Below are 16,052 nucleotides of genomic sequence, written 5' to 3'. Positions count from 1 at the left end.
GCTTCTCGAATTATGAGCGCGCAGGTAGGTTCTGTACACACTGCTGCGTGATGTGGTCGTACAGCCCGATTGTATGATAAGGGTCGCTCGTTCGCTGTGATGGAGTAGCGATCGGGATGGAAATGACGGTCTGAGCCTTTGGCGGCGGCGGCGTACCGGAGGAGGCTAGAAGCAGGTGGGTAACCCAAAGATTGTCCTACGTCCGCTCATTGGCTTGCTGGTAGGCCAGCCCAAAGACATGATTGAACGACTGACAATCGAGGCTATCTCGAAGCATCGATGTCTCGTGACCGATGCGGAATTGGCCTACGACCGGTTCAAGAACCAGCCTGGAGAGTTAGAAATTTCAGAGGCGCACGAAGCGTATCTTTCGTCGATGATCGCAGTCCATGCGCAGCAGACGGTTGTTTCGACCTTGCTTGATATCCTCGGGTACATTCCCCCGATGCCGACGTCCAAGGCGCACTAACAGACGTCAGATCAGCCCCAATATCGTCGCTATCCTCGCGGCCTGGGTCAAGGTTGACGCCCCAAGCGCCCTTTTTGCGCCTTTCAAATGAAAGCGAACATTATGGGCGGAGGTTTTCTCAATATCAGCGATATCGTCCGCTGTTTTTCCCTCTGCATTCCAGCGTAGGCAGGTGAGTTGGCCGGGCGTTAGCTCAACAGGCGCATGCAGACGCGGCTTCAATTCGAGGATATCGATCCTCGCATGCATTTGACCGACCGCAGCGGCCGCCAAAGACGGCGTTATTGATCGGCTCTCGGCATAGCCATGCTCACTGGAGGCCAGCGTCAACATCGCCATTTGACCGAACCCGGATCTGACCGGGATAGATACGCCCGACCGGATCCCAAACTCGGCCGCCTCGGCGAAAAACTTTCGCTGCTGCTTGTTCAGCCGACCCTCTGTAGTGTTTGACCAGGCAAAAAGATCTGACCTGTATCTAAGGCCAAGCATGATTGGATCGACGGATACATAAAGCTCGTCAACATATCGCTGCTGCCAGACCTCGGGATAGTTCGACAAGATCTTATGGGTGTTGGCTTGCAAGCTGACATAGGTGAACATTTCGAACCCAGCTTCGTGTGCCAGGTTCTGAAGCACGATCTTCACTGACTTCTCGTCTACCGCCAGCGATACCTGCTCTATCAGATGTTCAAACCACTGATCCAATCCACGGCCCCCCGACGCGTGAGGAAATGAACGCAATCAAATTGCAATTCAAAATGGGAAACAAAATGTGACGTTACGTCGTCCTTACCGGATAGTTGAGCGGAAGAGTCAGGTCAACCCAAAAGGGCCACGTGCGGGGATTGGCCTTCTTCAAGTTGTGGTGAAGTCATCACGCTAACCAGCACTTCTCACCCTGACTGTTAAAGGTCACTCGCGATAGCTGCCCGGAAAAACGATATCTTGATCGACGAGCACGTTGAACTTGTAGCCCGGTCGAATTCGGATCGTCGGCTGGACGTTGAGGTTCTTAGAAATTGTTTGTTCCGCGGCCCGTCCGAAAGTCTCAGCAAAGTTTCGTCGTGCGGCATCCGAGGCCGTGTCCTGGGTAGCAAGCGTCGAGCTCTGCGGCATCGACATGTCGATGCCTGTCCCAATCAGGGCGATCAACGCCGCTGAGCCAAATGTGCGCCACACATGGCGATCGACCTTGTCTTGGAACCCGCCATAACCTTCAGCATCGGTCCCTGCCATGCCACCGATCTGAAGAGTTGATCCATTGGGAAGGATCAAGTCTGTCCAGACCACAAGAACACGCTCCTGGCCAAAAGAGACCTTCGAATCATAGCGTCCAAACAATTTGGCCCCTTGGGGTATCAGGAGCCGGTAACCGGTGGCGCTGTCATAAACACTCTGACTAACCTGCGCGGTGATCCTGCCGGGGAGATCTGAGTTCAGCCCTGTAATCAAGGTGGCCGGAATGACCGATCCTCGTTTGAGTTCGAATCTGGAGAGCTGCGGCACGACTTGGTTTGGAAGATATCCCAGGTCTTTGATGTCCTGGTTGAAGAAGTCTTCTTTCAAGACTTGCCCGTTCGGGTCGGGGTTTTGACCCTGCAGCCCTGCCTTCATAGCCGCCACATAAAGATCTGAAGCCCCCCTGGCTCCGGTCAATGCACCAGTTGCGTTCGCAGCATTGGCTCTATCGCCACGCTCGATTTCCGACACGTCAACCTTCAAAGGCGAATCGAGGGCTGTTGCCCGTGCCTGCAGACGGGCCATGCGCTGACGGTTCTGCTCGCGCATGTATTGCTCGTCCTGCTCTCTCCTGAGACGTGCCTTCCACTCCTCTTCAGACTCCAATGGTTGTCGCTTTACTGTACGCTCTGCTGCCGGCGTTTCCAAAACACGCTGTTCCGGTTCCGATTTCCGTTCGACCGTCGGAGTCGGTGTCGGTTGGAACGTCTCACGTTCCGTGGGATCGCCGATGATGCCGTCGCCAACGCCCCGCTTGAGCTGATCTCCAAACGATGTGGCAGGTGAATTCGAAGCGCTATCGAGGCTGTTCCGTCCTCCGAAAGACAGGCCCCTCCACGATAGGCCGACGATGACGACGCCGATGAATAGTACGACGAACACGATCGCGGCGATGATCGGCAGCCGATTGAGACGGCGCATTCCACCTTCGGATCCTTGCCCGTTGGGCGTTCCCAGTTGAAGGGATTGGACCATAAAATCCTCCGTCAGTTTCGCTGCATGATGGAAAGCGGGCTGGCAGGTGTCGCACCGCCCGCTGACACGACATAGGCCCTGCCGAGCGCAATGGATGGTGTCGAGAGCTGGGCTAGTAGTTGGCCGTCGAGGCCCTGGATGGAATAGGCAAGCTCGACCGCTTTGTCATTGTTGACCTTCTCGGTGGTGACCGAGTAGCCCCAACCTTTGAGGGCGGCCTCGAGCGCGACCGCAAAGTCGCTTTTGTCCGATTTCAGCCGCACCGAGGTAGTGGCCGGCGGGACCTGTTCGGCAAATCGACTTGCCAAGTCACCGGCGATCGCGCTGGCGGCGGAGCTCGAGACGACCGGTGTAGCATTGGTCTTCAAGCCGTCTTCAGTCGTCTGGCAACCGGCGAGGGCCAGAGTGAGGCATAGGATGAGATAGCTAGCGCGCATGTCTTCACCCTCCCCTTCTGAGGGTGACTTTTTGCTGGTGCCAGCCCACGCCCGAAATGAGGATCGCCTTGTCGATCGCGTAGTCGACGATCATCATTTCGTTCTTCATTCGGTAATTAACGATCCGATTTTGTCCGCCCGAGACTACGTAGAGGACCGGCGCATCCTGACCCGCAATCGATCGCGCAAACTGGATGTAGGTTTTTTGGCCATCCGAATAGACGCGCTTCGGCTTCCACGATGCACCGCCGCTGATCGAATAGGAGAAATTCAGCTTGTCGGGCGCTGAGCCAGGGATGCCGCCTGTCTCGAGCCTCGCGTTGATGTCGGCAAGCTTGGTGGAAACGTCTTCGGAATATTCGAAGCCAACTCTTGCCATATACTGCGTCGGATGGGATTTGAGCTGGATGTGGTAGGTGCGCCGGGACGTTGTTACCACCATCGATGTCACCAGTCCCGGTTCCGATGGCTTGACGACGAGATGGATCGCCTGACCGTTGGCGGCGCCGGACGTCGCCGGCTCAACCTTCCACCGAACGGTGTCACCGACCAAAACGTCCCTTACGATCTCACCACCTTGAAGTTCGATGTCGCATACCTGCAGGGGCGAACACACGACGGACGGCTGGGTCTCTCCGTAGAGAAAAATCACCTTCCCATCCGCTCCCCGTGTGACAAGGCCGGTCGACCCTCTCCAACTACCCGACAGGCCCGTTCCCTTCGCTTCCTTATAGGTCATGCCTTGCGAATCCGCAGCAGCAGCATACGGTGTTACGGCCAGCCAGGCGGCGGCCGCCAGAAATCCAATCCTCATCATGAAATTTTCCCCTGCTCCTAGAGCTGTGCGGTCCAGTCGAAATCGCGGATGTAAAGCCCGATCGGGTTTAGCCGAATTATGGCCTCGTCCTGCGGTGCAGTGAGCGCGACCGTGGCGATCCCGCGAAAGCGCCGTGTCCCTGTCTCTTTGCCCTTCCGGTCCCGCTCATATTCGGTCCAGTCGATCTGATAGGTCTGGTTTGACAAGGCGACGATGTTGTTCACTTCGATCGCAACCGTGGCCGATTTCGCACGTTCGAAGGGCGAGTTGCCCCTGAACCACGAATTGATTTTTTCGGTGGATGGGTCCGAGGTCCTAAGCAAGGCGTAGGTGCGATCAATGTATTGCTTTTGGACAACGGCGTCTGGGGTAATGCTACGGAACGACGTGACGAAATTGCCGAGCGTCGCACGGACAACCCGAGCATCGGCATATTCGATCTGCTGCGGGAATCCGGCGTTCACCGCATTTCCAAGCTTGTCGACTTCGATCACGTACGGAACGAGCTTCACCTGCGAACTGAGATAGAGCGCGTAACCGAAACCAATCACCGCCATCGTCAGTCCGAGGATGCCGACCGCGCGCCATGCCGCCGCGGCTTTGACATAGGACCCATAGCGTTCCGACCATTCCTGGCGGGCCGCAAGATACGGGTTATCTGGGGCACGGTCTGCGGCCATCAATCAATCCAATCTTTTGAAAATCATTTGTCGTTTCGTTCAGGTGCAGGTGGTGGGCTGACATGCCCGGAGCGGCTCTCCTGCAGCTTTGCATTGGCGAGCCCCAATAGTGAGCCGGCATAGGCGCCTGGCGACCCGATCGCCTTTTCCTTCGCTGCGGATCCCGCGGCCATCGTGCCGGAACTGAAGCTCGCGCCCATTCCTTTCAGTACGGAGCCCGCAGCAGAGGAACCGCCTGCTCGGGCTGCCTGCGCGGCTGCAAAGCCAGCGCCGACAGCACCCGCCCCGAGAAACGCGCCGCCAGCCGCAAACGACGCGGCCTGCCCGCCGTGGCGGACGGTTTCCATTCCACCAGACACTGACGCGCCCTGGACCACGCCCTGCATGATGTTCGGCACGTACATCGCGATGATGAAGACCACGACGGAAATGCCTGCGATGGCAAGGGTGGTGATGAACTGATCACTGGTCGCAGTCGGCGCTTGGGCCAAGCCCAGCAGGACGTTCGAGCCGATCTTGGCGATCATGACCAGCGCCATCAGCTTCATTCCTACGCCAAATGCATAGACCAGATATCTGACAGCGAAGTCCTTGGTGAAAGAAGATCCGCCAAGGCCGAGCATGATCATACCGGCAAGCAGGCCGACATACATCTCGACCATCACCGAGACGAAGATGGCAGCGACGAGCGAGAAGCAGATCACGACGATACCCATCGCCAGGACTGCAGCAATCGCCAGCGCGTTATCTTCGAAGACCCCGAATTTCGCCTGCTCGGACATTTGAGAAGCGACGCGGATGCCGGCGTCGAAAACTTCTGCCGGCGAGGCTGATCCGCCGCCAGCACCGATCTGGAACAGGCTATCGACAACCGCCTTTGCGAAGGTAGGGCCCTGCGTCAGCACAAAGGCGAAGAAGCCGATGAACATGATACGGCGGACCAGCTCGGCAAACCAGCTATCCAAAGATGCGGCCTGGATCGCAAGCCAAACGGCAGCTATTCCCACCTCGATCCCAGCGAGGATCCAGAACAGGGATCTCGCCGCGTCCATGACGGTAGTCTCCCACCCCTTGGCCGCCGCTGAGACCTGATTCTCGAGTTCAGTCAACACCTGCCCTTGCTGAGCAAAGGCCTGCACTGCCGTGATGAGGCAGACAACTCCAGTGATCACAAAGGTGCGTCTAAGTGCGAGGGTCACCATCTTGGCCGCATCTCCTGGCCCTTCTCGATTGGACGAGGTTCCTTTGGGACGCCAAAGAAATTTTCCCGGTCCGCTCGCTGTTCTTCACTCATTTGCGGTGCAGCCGCACTTTCGTCACGTACCAAGACGACGGTCGCAACGATGGCAATGCCGGCTATCGCGGCACAAACGGAAATGATCAATACCGAACGGTTTACCAACGCGGCTCCATTTTCTGGCCGGTCGGAACGGACTGGACATTCGAATTGAAGAATTTCTCGCGGCGGGCCTGCGCGAGGTCTTTGTCGGTCTGCTCGCTTTGTAGCCAGGTTCCCATCATCGTGGTCTGCTGGGAAACAATGCCGCGCAGCTTCTGCATTTGCGCCACCTGTTGGGCAGCGATCTGGTGACCAACCTGCAGCGCCTTCATCTGGCCATCCGCCGACTGAGACATGGATCGCAACTGGCCCATCGTGTCCTCTTCCGTGTCGAATTGCTCGGCGGTCAGGCTTGCGGCTTTGAGTGTGCTGGAAATCGTATCCCTGTTCGTGTCTGACCAGGTTTGATAGGTCGACGAAAAGCTGTCGGCGTTCGGGAGACCGGTTTTGAGATCGGCGTAACTCTTGAAGCGCTGCTTCAGGAGGTCGTCGGCATTGCCCATCGAAAATGCGATGCCCTGGCCCTGCTTGACTATGTTCTGGAGCTGGCTGAGATCTCCCTCGACCTGACCCCAGATGTGATTGGGAAGCTGTGCCGTATTCTGCAGCATGTTTTGATAGATGTTCAGCTGGTTCTGGATTTGCTCGGCGAGCTGCGTGATCTGCGTAATCTGATTGTTGATCTGCTCCGTCGATTGTCCGACCAGTGAAATCAGTTCGCCGTTGTTGAGGATCTGGGTCATTTCGGTGGCGCCCGTGACCGCGCCGCTTGCCAATGACGAGCTAGGTGATATGGCGATGCCGGCGGCAACGGCGGAAGCAAGTAACGCCCTGTGGATAGCCAGAATTCTGCTTGTTTTACTCATAGTGGTTGCATTCCCCTTTCAATGAGCCACTGGCTCGGCCAGTCCTTGCCATAGGTCGACAAGAGCGCCCTGATACGGGCTAGGTCGGCTTTGCCCGAGGCGCCGACAAAAGAAAGGGTGACTGGGCCGAGCGACATGTCGAAAAGCCGTCGGCCATCAGGAGACGTCACGTAGTATTCACGCTTCGGAATCGCGTTTGCGACGATCTCGATCTGTCGCTCGTTGAAACCAATCCTCTCGTAGAACTCGCGCGTGCCAGTTTCTCTCGCAGCTCCGTTCGGAAGGCAGATTTTTGTCGGGCAGGATTCCTTCAGCACGTCGACGATGCCGGATCGCTCCGCGTCGGAAATCGATTGCGTCGCCAGGACAACCGCGCAGTTGGCCTTTCGCAGCACCTTCAGCCACTCCCGGATTTTGTCCCGGAATACCGGATGTCCGAGCATCAACCAAGCTTCATCGAGGACGATCAGGCTTGGCGAGCCATCGAGCCGTTTTTCGATTCGCCTAAAGAGGTAGGTAAGCACTGGAACAAGATTACGTTCGCCCATGTTCATGAGGTGCTCGATTTCGAACGTCTGGAAGGCGCGGAGCGTCAACCCGTCCTGCTCGGCATCGAGGAGATGGCCCATAGGACCGTCGACCGTATAGTGGTGCAGCGCATCCTTGATCTCGCGCATCTGAACACCGGAAACAAAGTCGGATAGCGACCGCGCATTAGAGAGCGCCATCAGCATGATCTGACGCGAGATAGCGTTGCGATGATCGGGGGTGATGTTGACACCTTGAAGTGCGACAAGCGTTCCGATCCATTCCGACGCCCAGGCGCGATCTTCGTCACTCGCAAGATCTTCAAGCGGGCAAAAAGCGAGCTGTGACCCCTCGCCGTCCCGATCGGATCCAATCTCGTAGTGATTGCCGCCGGACGCAAGGGTGAGCGGTTCGAGTGACCGACCCTTATCGAAGGCGAAAATCTGCGCGTGCTCATAGCGACGGAACTGGGCGGCGATCAGCGCGAGAAGAGTGGACTTGCCCGAGCCGGTCGGGCCGAAAATCAAGGTATGGCCGACATCGTCGACGTGCAGGTTAAGACGGAAGGGCGTGGAGCCGCTGGCAACCTGCATCAGCGGTGGAGAGTTTTCCGGATAAAACGGGCAAGGGGCAAAAGGAGAACCAGACCAGACCGAGTTTAATGGCACAAGGTCGGAGAGATTCCTCGTGTTGATTAGCGGTTCGCGTAGGTTGCAATACCAATTGCCAGGCAAGCTGCCGAGATAGGCGTCCGTGGCGTTGAGGGTTTCGATGCGCGCACCGAAACCCTCAGCCTGGATCAGGCGGCGAACTGCTTCCGCTTTTTCCTGCAGCGCTTCTCGATCAACATCGAACAGGATAATCACCGGCGTGTAATAACCGTAAGCGACGAGCTGCGATGAAGCCTGGGCGATCGCATCTTCGGTTTCGCCAACCATCGTCATGGCGTCCTGATCGACGGACCGGGACTGCGTCTGGAAAAGCTGGTCGAAGAAGGGTCTGACCTTTTGCTGCCATTTCTTGCGGGTGCGCTCCAGTTTCTGCCTTGCCTCCTCCGCATCGAGAAAAATGAAGCGGGACGACCAGCGATAGGTGAGCGGCATGAGGTCAAGGCTTTTGAGTATCCCTGGCCAGCTTTCCGCCGGAAGGCCATCGATGGCGACGACGCCGAGAAACCGGTTTTCGACGCGTGGCGTCAGGCCGTGCTCAAGCTCCGCCGTCGCGACCCAGTCGATATACATCGGGATATCGGGGAGCCGGACGGGGTGGTTCTCACCGGTGATGCAGAAACGGATGAATTGGAGAAGCTCGTCGTAACGCGCCCTCCTCGTCCCTCCCCTCTCCAAGGTTTCGTTGGTTTGCATGCGGCGGATCGACAACGTGTTCGCCAAATACTGCTCGATCTCTCGGATCGAGTTCTTGAACAAGAAGAGAGCCGTGTCAGCATAAGATCGCTTCCGGCTCTCTTCATCGGAATAAATGTACTTGCTAAGGCTCGTGCGCTTTGACTCGAGCGGACGGTAGGTCAGGATGATCGCATGCTTGCTCTCAAAATGCCCCTTCTCACGCGCGAAATGTGCTCGGCGCTCCGCCTCGATTGCCCTGCTGACGGGGTCGGGGAAAAAAGACCGGTCCTCATCTGGATAGTCTACGGTCGGGACGCGAACCGCTTCTACCTGGATGATCCAGCCCGAGCCGAGACGCGATAGGATGGCGTTGATTTGCCGTGAGAGTTCGTTGCGCTCCTGATCTGTGGCGCTTTCGGAGTCGGGACCCGCGAAGTACCAGCCAGCCATCAGGCTGCCGTCCTTTAATAGCATCACGCCGTTATCGACCATTCCTGCGTAAGGAACGAGATCAGCAAAGGAGGGGCCAGTCGAGCGAAAACGTTTGAGGGCAACCATGTTCGCCTCCTCAGTACCGGCGCCAGGGCGCAGACGTGGACTTGTAATAGGGCTTATAGGAGATGTGGCGGACGTAGACGCGCCGCATCAGCGGGTCCGATTTCGCCATCAGTCGAAGCAGACCAACGATGAAAATCCAAACCGCGACCCCGAACAGTGCCGAATAGACCGTGAGGACGACAAAGATTAAAATGACGGCAGCAAGGCCGGTGATCAAAACGAGTTCGCGGTCCGCCCCAAGCAGGAGATTCGGTCGCGACAGTGCCCTGTGGATGCGGTTACGTTGCAGACCTGAATAGCCGTCAGGCATCCCTCCCCTCCCCTGCCGGCATCGGAGCAGCCAATTGCTCTTCAAGTGGAGTTCCGATCGAAGCGCCCGTCGCACCGAACAAGCCCACGATCGTCGTTGCCCCTAGCAGGATCCCGGCTACCAGCACGACGTACATCAGCCTGCGGGCAAAATCGTTTAATTCGCCACCAAAGATAAGCATACCACCGGCAATCGCCACGGCCGCGAGCGCGATGTAGCCAGCGACCGGTCCAGTAATCGACTGCTGGATCTGTTCGAGCGGACCTTCCCACGGAAGGCTTCCACCCGAGCTCGCAAACGCTGGTGATGCCAGGAAAACCGCCGCGATCGCCGATGCAGCGAGGGTTCCCGCGTTCCGATTAAGCTGCATTTCTTGGTTCCTCTCCATGGGATTCTGTCTGATATTGGCCACATGCAAATTTAGTGACATGCAGGATGTCGCTTACCCGGCGTCCGCGGGCTGTTCGTTCGATGGAGATCACGAGGTCGACCGCATCGCCGATCACGCCCTGCATCGGTTGCTGGCTCGCCTCCGCTGTCAGTTGCTCAAGGCGCTGGAGCGCCGACCGGGCGGTATTCGAATGGATCGTGCAAAGGCCGCCAGGATGGCCTGTGTTCCATGCTTTCAGCAAGGTGAGCGCGGCGCCATCACGCACCTCACCGACGATGATCCGGTCCGGTCGAAGGCGCATGGTACTTTTCAGGAGGCGCGCCATGTCGATTTCGTCGCTCGTATGCAGGGCAACTGAGTTTGCCGCCGAACATTGGATCTCCGCCGTATCTTCCAGAATGACCAAACGGTCTTCCGGTGCGTGCTCGACGATTTCCGCGATGATCGCATTGGCGAGCGTGGTTTTGCCTGACCCGGTCCCACCGGATACGACGATGTTCAGTCGAGATTTCACTGCGCTTCGAATGATTTCGGCCTGCTTGGCCGTCATCACCTTCTTTGTCACATAGGCATCGAGCGGTATGAGCTGGGATGCGCGCCGCCGGATCGTAAACGACGGTGCGGAAACGACGGGCGGCAATAGCCCTTCGAAGCGGTGTCCACCGATCGGCAACTCGCCCGACACGATCGGGTGCGCGTCATCGACTTCCGAATCAAGAACGTGGGCCACGCTGCCGATAACAATCTCCGCAGAGCCGGGCCGCATATCGCCTGCCGGCGTGATCCCATGACCGAGCCGCTCGATAAACAGCTTGCCGTCAGGGTTCAGCATAATCTCGACGACACTCGGATCGTCGAGCGCTACGCAGATCTGATCTCCCAATGCTTCCTGCAGTTTTCGTATCAACCGGGGTAAGGACCGGTGCTGCGTCATTGGTGCCCTCCCCTCCCGACTGACAGGTGCTTTAGCCGTTCCGTTTGCTCGCTTTCTCGTCTGCCTTGCACAGCCATCGATAGTGCTCCTCTGCTGGATACAGGGAGGTTTGCGATGTTCGGACACAGGCTGCTACTATCAAAAGTGGTAGCAACCGATTCTCAGGATTAACCCGCGTTCACCCGACCTGATCGCCGGTCGGTGACAAAATCTGACTATCAAAACTGGTAGTCTCCACAGGGGCGGCAGAGCTGGCGTTGTCGCTAAGTCGCTAATCTTGTTGAGAAATGCTCATGTCTCGGGAATTTCCGTTAGAACCCCCCGAAGCGAGTTAAGGGTTTGTTTACCCTATTTTCCTTGCCATGATCTGGGAATCGGGTGATTGTCACGATAATTGGACAAAATCCTTATGATTATCGTGACTGAAGGCGATTAGCTAAATGAACGTGAAAATGGCCGCTTTGGATAAAGTGACGAGTTTCGCGGATACTATCCTCGCGCAGGGCGGGGATATTTCCTCGAAGCTTGACATGCTAAGGCAGGAGAAATTCCCGCCGAATGCTCAAAAGACCCTCCGCCAATTTTCACTGGCGGAAGTCGCCGATTTTGTCGGCGTCTCGCAGAGTTATCTAAAGAAGCTCCACCTGCAGGGAAAAGGCGTGGAGCCGACTACCACGTCGACCGGCCGTCGTTACTACACCGCCGCCCAAGTCAACGAGCTTCGCCAACATCTCGATCGTGTTCCACATCGCCAGGCCCATGAAAAGCTACAGGTCATCGCGGTCGTCAACTTCAAGGGCGGCTCGGGAAAGACCACGACATCTGCTCACCTTGCGCAGTTCCTGGCCCTGAAGGGCTATCGCGTGCTTGCGGTTGATCTCGACCCCCAAGCCTCCCTCACTGCGCTCTACGGCATCCAGCCGGAGTTGGACGAGAAGAAGTCTTTCTACGAGGCGCTGCGTTACGACGATCAGCGCAAGTCGATCAAAGACGTCATCCAGCCCACGAACTTTCCAAATCTGGACGTGGTGCCAGCCAATCTCGAACTGCAAGAATACGAGTATGACACTCCGATAGCGATGCAGCGCAAGGATTCGACTGCCGGCAAACTTTTCTACACCCGCATCGGTGATGCTTTGGCCGAGGTCGATGACCAATATGACGTCGTCGTGGTCGACTGCCCTCCCCAGCTCGGCTATCTAACGCTGACAGCACTGACGGCAGCAACATCGGTCCTCATTACCGTGCATCCCCAGATGCTCGACATCATGTCGATGTCCCAGTTCCTGTTGATGCTTGGCGAGATCCTCAAGAGTGTCGAGAGCGTAGGCGTCGACGTGTCGCTCGACTGGTTCCGCTATCTTGTGACTCGCTACGAGCCCACCGATATCCCGCAACAGCAGATGGTCGGCTTCATGCAGTCAATGTTCGCGCAGCAGATGATGAAAAACCATATGGTCAAGTCGACTGCTGTATCGGACGCAGGTTTGACGAAGCAGAGCCTGTATGAGGTCGAGCGCGCGCAGTTTACAGCGTCCACATACGACCGTGCGCGGGAATCGATGGATGCCGTGAACAACGAAGTCATCGAACTCCTGCAGAAGGCATGGGGGAGACGCCATGCTTAGTAAATTGTCAGCGGTACAAACTGTGATTTTTCGAAGTGAAAACAGCGGTTTGATCAAAACTGAGGCGTCATCCAATGGCACGTAAAGATGTTTTCGCAAACATAACGTCGCCGGCAAATTCGGGCACCGAACGGCGCGCAACGCCTGGCTACGCGACGCATGGGGCGTCACGATCGATGATTAGCTCATTGAGCGAACTGCGCGAGAAAGTCGCGCAGGCCGAGCAGCAGATTACGGGCGAGACGATCATCGATCTCGATCCCGAACTCTTGGACTCTTCCTTCGTCTCCGATCGGATCGGAGCTGACGACCTCGCCTATGGCGAGCTCGTCGAGGGTATCCGGGAGCGCGGACAGGACACACCGATAATGGTGCGCCCTCACCCGACAGCGGATGGCCGCTATCAGATCGTCTTCGGGCATCGCCGAGCGCGCGCCGCAAAGGAGCTTGGCCGCCCTGTCCGCGCTGTCGTGAAACAGTTGTCCGACGCGGATCATATCATTGCTCAGGGGCAGGAAAACTCAGCTCGTGAAAACCTCTCCTTTATCGAGCGCGCAATGTTCGCACAGAGGCTACTGGAGCTGTCACACGAAAAACCCGTAATTCAGGTAGCGCTTTCCGTTGATGCGCCGATGCTGACGCGAATGCTGTCGGTAGCGAGTCGCGTTCCGGCGGATGTCGCAAATGCGATCGGTGCAGCAAAGTCTGTCGGTCGCAATCGCTGGACCGAATTCGCTCAGTTAATCGAAAAGCCTTCGACGCTCGAATTTGCACGAACGCGCATTAACAATGGGGCATTCTCGTCGCTGGAATCCGATGCCCGGTTCGAGGGACTTTTGGCCGAGATCAAGAACGCCTCGAAACCCGCAAAACGTCCCACCAAGGCTAGTGTATGGCAAGCTGAGGACTCAAGCGTGCGTGCGGAATTCAAAGGAAGCGCAAAGAGCTATTCTATCGCCCTCAAAGCGAACGACGCCGGCAGGTTTGGGCGGTTCATTGCCGATAACCTAGACCGCTTGCATCAAGAGTTCCTGAAATCAACCAGAGCAGAGGAAAAGTAGCGGCAAAAGAAAAAGGCCCCCAAACGTCGCCGTCGTGGAAGCCTTCCTCATGTCTAAGCAGCCTGAGAATCGCATTTCCATGAATCGCAGTCAAGAGTCTTTGGCGCCAGTTTGGTGAGCGGATTTCCTTTGCCTTTCGAAAGGTGAGAGGAAAATGCAGTCAGGAAATGTAACGACGCCGTTCGGGCGGCGGCCGATGACGCTTGCTTTGGTCAAAGGTCAACTCGCCACGGCAAATATCAGGGCAGGGAAGACCGTCGACAAGTGGAAGGTCTATCGTAGCGCCTGCGAGGCGAGAGCCTTGCTAGGCCTCCGCGATCGCGCGCTCGCCGTGCTTAACGCGCTGCTGAGCTTCTATCCAGAACAAGAACTCAGCGAAGACCGCAATCTTGTCGTGTTTCCGTCGAACGCGCAGCTAGCCATTCGCTCCAACGGAATCGCAGGAACGACCCTACGGGAAAACCTGGCGCTCCTGGTGGATGCAGGGCTGATTCATCGTAACGATAGTCCAAATGGCAAACGCTACGCCCGTAAAGGGAGCGATGGTGAGATCGAAACAGCGTACGGCTTCAGCCTCGCGCCGCTCCTCGCACGCGCTGAGGAGCTCGCTCTGATGGCGCATCAAGTCAGGGAAGAGAGCCGCCACCTCCGCATTACGAAGGAGCGCATCACGATCGCGCGGCGCAACGTACGCAAGCTCATTACGGCTGCTGTAGAGGAGGGTGCACCTGGGAATTGGCAGGCAGTTGAAAGTGCCCTTGTGGGGGCGATCGCGCGCATAAAACTCGCCAAAACAGCGGAGGCCTTCGAAGCTTGCCTCGATGAACTCAACCTCCTCAACGAAGAAGCCGTCAACTTACTGGAAATTCAGCTAAATCCTCAAAATTCCGACACCAATGATAGCGAAATCCGTCAGCACATACAGAATTCAAATACCGAATCCTTAAATGAACTTGAACCTCGCTCCGAAAAAGAGCAGGGCGGAACGACAGTGCCTAAGCCGAACCGTGGTACCGAGCCGATAAAGGCTTTCCCGTTGGGAATGGTGTTAAGAGCGTGTCCGCAGATTTCTGACTACGCGATTGGAGGGTCGATCTCGCATTGGCGCGAGCTGATGGCCGCGGCGGTGGTCGTCCGAACCATGCTTGGCGTCAGTCCGTCAGCCTACCAGGACGCTTGCGAGACCATGGGGCCCGAGAATGCGGCCGTGGCCATGGCGTGTGTCCTTGAGCGAGCTGGGCACATCAACTCGCCGGGCGGCTATCTACGAGACTTGACGAGGCGAAGTGAGAAAGGTGAGTTCTCGCTTGGTCCGATGCTGATGGCGCTGCTTAGGACGCAGGAGCCGCCGCGACAACAATCAGCTTGAAAAGGTCTCTTGTCGCCGCCGTAGAGTTGCGTAGCATCTCATCATTTTCGGCCACAAAATTGTCAGCGGTACAAATGGCATTTTTATGCAATGAAAACATGAAGATGGGCTTTGCTTACTCCTCTAGGCCGCGAAGTGAAATCTCACGTAGCGACTTGGATTTCCTTTCTAATGAATGTCTGTACCAGGCGTCCGATCAAAATGGCATTCCCGATGTCGGTTGGTACCGTGGGATAGATGTTGTCTACGGGTCCCGCGGGATCGTGGAGAAATTTGGGGAGGAATGACCCAACCCGCTGTTGGGCGTCGTTTAACTCTCTGTAACGCTCAAATTGCTGATCTCGTAACGCAGATGATGCCAGTTCTCCGAGCCTCCTATATTCCAAGGCGTCGTCTGGGCTAAGTGATGCTGAAGGTACGTAAAGGGGCATTCTGTGTGCTGCCGGATTTCGTCGTTCTTTGACTTCCTTCTCCCATTGAGCAAAGGCGCGAACCTCGCTCATTAGGGATGACAGAGCTGGATCTTTTGCCACCGCAGGCTTGAACAGACCGATTTGCATTCTGTCGGCGGAAAGCGTTTTCTTATTCCCGAACTGATGCGTGAGTGTCCACGCATAGTTGTCCATCAAGCCTAGTAGATCGATGTAAATCGAGTTGAGGTAGCGCGAGACATCGTCAGATTGCTCAAGCACCAGCGGCACAACGCGGTTCGGTGGCACCAAGGCTTGGAAGTGCCGAAAGGACGTTGAAATCATTCGCAACCTGCGCAAAACCCCGTACCGAAGATGATCCTCAGCCTCGGGTGATAACGGTAAGGAGGTCAGCAGTGCCGCATCGGTTACCACCTCGTTGAGCGCGTTGTTGACTCCGTAAAGGTGGCTTTGTTGAGCTTCCTTGAGGAAGAAGTCGTTATTCTCCTCATTTGTTTCACTCAAAAAAGGCGCTGCGTATTGACGATAATAAGTGTTGTAATCGACGTCGGCAAAGCCGTGAGTGTTGAATGGCATTCTGTTGAATCTCCTCTCTCTCGCTGCAGTTGGCACTCCAACGCTCAGCTGCCTTAGAACGTGACGCGTCGGCGTGTTCCTTATAGCCATATGGC

At 56.6% G+C, this 16,052-nt stretch carries 17 protein-coding genes; 4 read left to right on the top strand and 13 right to left on the bottom strand.

Annotated features, from left to right (window positions below; all coding sequences use genetic code 11):
• Positions 1-175: 175 nt before the first annotated feature.
• Positions 176-469, top strand: a complete 294-nt coding sequence (locus AGR1_RS29160) for a transcriptional repressor TraM (protein ID WP_149149209.1) — start codon at positions 176-178, stop codon at positions 467-469.
• Between the two features lie 6 nt (positions 470-475).
• Here the strand turns inward: AGR1_RS29160 and AGR1_RS29155 are convergent, their stop codons facing one another.
• The 12 genes from AGR1_RS29155 to trbB all read right to left on the bottom strand — a co-directional run bounded on the left by AGR1_RS29155 (position 476) and on the right by trbB (position 10,892).
• Positions 476-1,177 carry an autoinducer binding domain-containing protein gene (locus tag AGR1_RS29155; RefSeq protein WP_187772328.1) on the bottom strand — a complete coding sequence of 234 codons (702 nt, stop codon included), beginning with the start codon at positions 1,175-1,177 and terminating at the stop codon, positions 476-478.
• A 207-nt stretch (positions 1,178-1,384) separates the two neighbouring features.
• Positions 1,385-2,686, bottom strand: coding sequence for an IncP-type conjugal transfer protein TrbI (trbI, locus tag AGR1_RS29150; RefSeq protein WP_149149207.1), 1,302 nt, complete (start codon positions 2,684-2,686; stop codon positions 1,385-1,387).
• A gap of 11 nt (positions 2,687-2,697) precedes the next feature.
• The gene (gene trbH, locus AGR1_RS29145) at positions 2,698-3,123 is read right to left on the bottom strand and encodes a conjugal transfer protein TrbH (RefSeq protein WP_149149206.1); all 426 of its coding nucleotides are present in this window, start codon (positions 3,121-3,123) and stop codon (positions 2,698-2,700) included.
• Between the two features lie 4 nt (positions 3,124-3,127).
• Positions 3,128-3,940, bottom strand: a complete 813-nt coding sequence (gene trbG, locus AGR1_RS29140; RefSeq protein ID WP_149149205.1) for a P-type conjugative transfer protein TrbG — start codon at positions 3,938-3,940, stop codon at positions 3,128-3,130.
• 17 nt (positions 3,941-3,957) lie between these two features.
• Positions 3,958-4,620 carry a conjugal transfer protein TrbF gene (locus AGR1_RS29135; protein ID WP_113731228.1) on the bottom strand — a complete coding sequence of 221 codons (663 nt, stop codon included), beginning with the start codon at positions 4,618-4,620 and terminating at the stop codon, positions 3,958-3,960.
• 23 nt (positions 4,621-4,643) lie between these two features.
• The gene (trbL, locus tag AGR1_RS29130) at positions 4,644-5,822 is read right to left on the bottom strand and encodes a P-type conjugative transfer protein TrbL (protein WP_149149204.1); all 1,179 of its coding nucleotides are present in this window, start codon (positions 5,820-5,822) and stop codon (positions 4,644-4,646) included.
• The gene (trbK, locus tag AGR1_RS29125; protein WP_246669787.1) at positions 5,816-6,004 is read right to left on the bottom strand and encodes an entry exclusion protein TrbK; all 189 of its coding nucleotides are present in this window, start codon (positions 6,002-6,004) and stop codon (positions 5,816-5,818) included. Before trbK ends, trbL begins: the two co-directional genes overlap by 7 nt.
• A gap of 11 nt (positions 6,005-6,015) precedes the next feature.
• Entirely contained in the window at positions 6,016-6,825 is an 810-nt protein-coding gene (trbJ, locus tag AGR1_RS29120) for a P-type conjugative transfer protein TrbJ (protein ID WP_149149202.1), read from the bottom strand.
• On the bottom strand, positions 6,822-9,257 hold the full coding sequence (locus AGR1_RS29115; protein ID WP_149149201.1) for a conjugal transfer protein TrbE: 2,436 nt from the start codon (positions 9,255-9,257) through the stop codon (positions 6,822-6,824). Before AGR1_RS29115 ends, trbJ begins: the two co-directional genes overlap by 4 nt.
• A 10-nt stretch (positions 9,258-9,267) precedes the next feature.
• Positions 9,268-9,567, bottom strand: a complete 300-nt coding sequence (locus tag AGR1_RS29110) for a conjugal transfer protein TrbD (RefSeq protein WP_149149200.1) — start codon at positions 9,565-9,567, stop codon at positions 9,268-9,270.
• Positions 9,560-9,937, bottom strand: a complete 378-nt coding sequence (locus AGR1_RS29105; RefSeq protein WP_149149199.1) for a TrbC/VirB2 family protein — start codon at positions 9,935-9,937, stop codon at positions 9,560-9,562. Before AGR1_RS29105 ends, AGR1_RS29110 begins: the two co-directional genes overlap by 8 nt.
• Positions 9,927-10,892: a P-type conjugative transfer ATPase TrbB gene (gene trbB / locus AGR1_RS29100; protein ID WP_149149198.1), complete on the bottom strand. Its 966-nt coding sequence runs from the start codon at positions 10,890-10,892 to the stop codon at positions 9,927-9,929. Before trbB ends, AGR1_RS29105 begins: the two co-directional genes overlap by 11 nt.
• A gap of 440 nt (positions 10,893-11,332) precedes the next feature.
• Between trbB and repA the strand changes: the two genes are divergently transcribed.
• The 3 genes from repA to repC all read left to right on the top strand — a co-directional run bounded on the left by repA (position 11,333) and on the right by repC (position 14,950).
• On the top strand, positions 11,333-12,520 hold the full coding sequence (gene repA, locus AGR1_RS29095; protein WP_149149197.1) for a plasmid partitioning protein RepA: 1,188 nt from the start codon (positions 11,333-11,335) through the stop codon (positions 12,518-12,520).
• A 74-nt stretch (positions 12,521-12,594) separates the two neighbouring features.
• Positions 12,595-13,581: a plasmid partitioning protein RepB gene (repB, locus tag AGR1_RS29090; protein WP_149149196.1), complete on the top strand. Its 987-nt coding sequence runs from the start codon at positions 12,595-12,597 to the stop codon at positions 13,579-13,581.
• Between the two features lie 154 nt (positions 13,582-13,735).
• Positions 13,736-14,950 (top strand): plasmid replication protein RepC, encoded by a 1,215-nt coding sequence (gene repC, locus AGR1_RS29085; protein WP_149149195.1) that lies wholly within the window; start codon positions 13,736-13,738, stop codon positions 14,948-14,950.
• Positions 14,951-15,093: 143 nt separating this feature from the next.
• Here the strand turns inward: repC and AGR1_RS29080 are convergent, their stop codons facing one another.
• Positions 15,094-15,957 carry a hypothetical protein gene (locus AGR1_RS29080; protein WP_149149194.1) on the bottom strand — a complete coding sequence of 288 codons (864 nt, stop codon included), beginning with the start codon at positions 15,955-15,957 and terminating at the stop codon, positions 15,094-15,096.
• Positions 15,958-16,052: the final 95 nt, after the last annotated feature.

The sequence above is a fragment of the Agrobacterium sp. B1(2019) genome (genome assembly GCF_008274755.1).
In the GTDB taxonomy this organism is placed as follows: domain Bacteria; phylum Pseudomonadota; class Alphaproteobacteria; order Rhizobiales; family Rhizobiaceae; genus Agrobacterium; species Agrobacterium salinitolerans.
The sequence above is the reverse complement of the archived record's forward strand: the minus strand, read 5'-3'. Positions and strand labels throughout refer to the sequence as shown.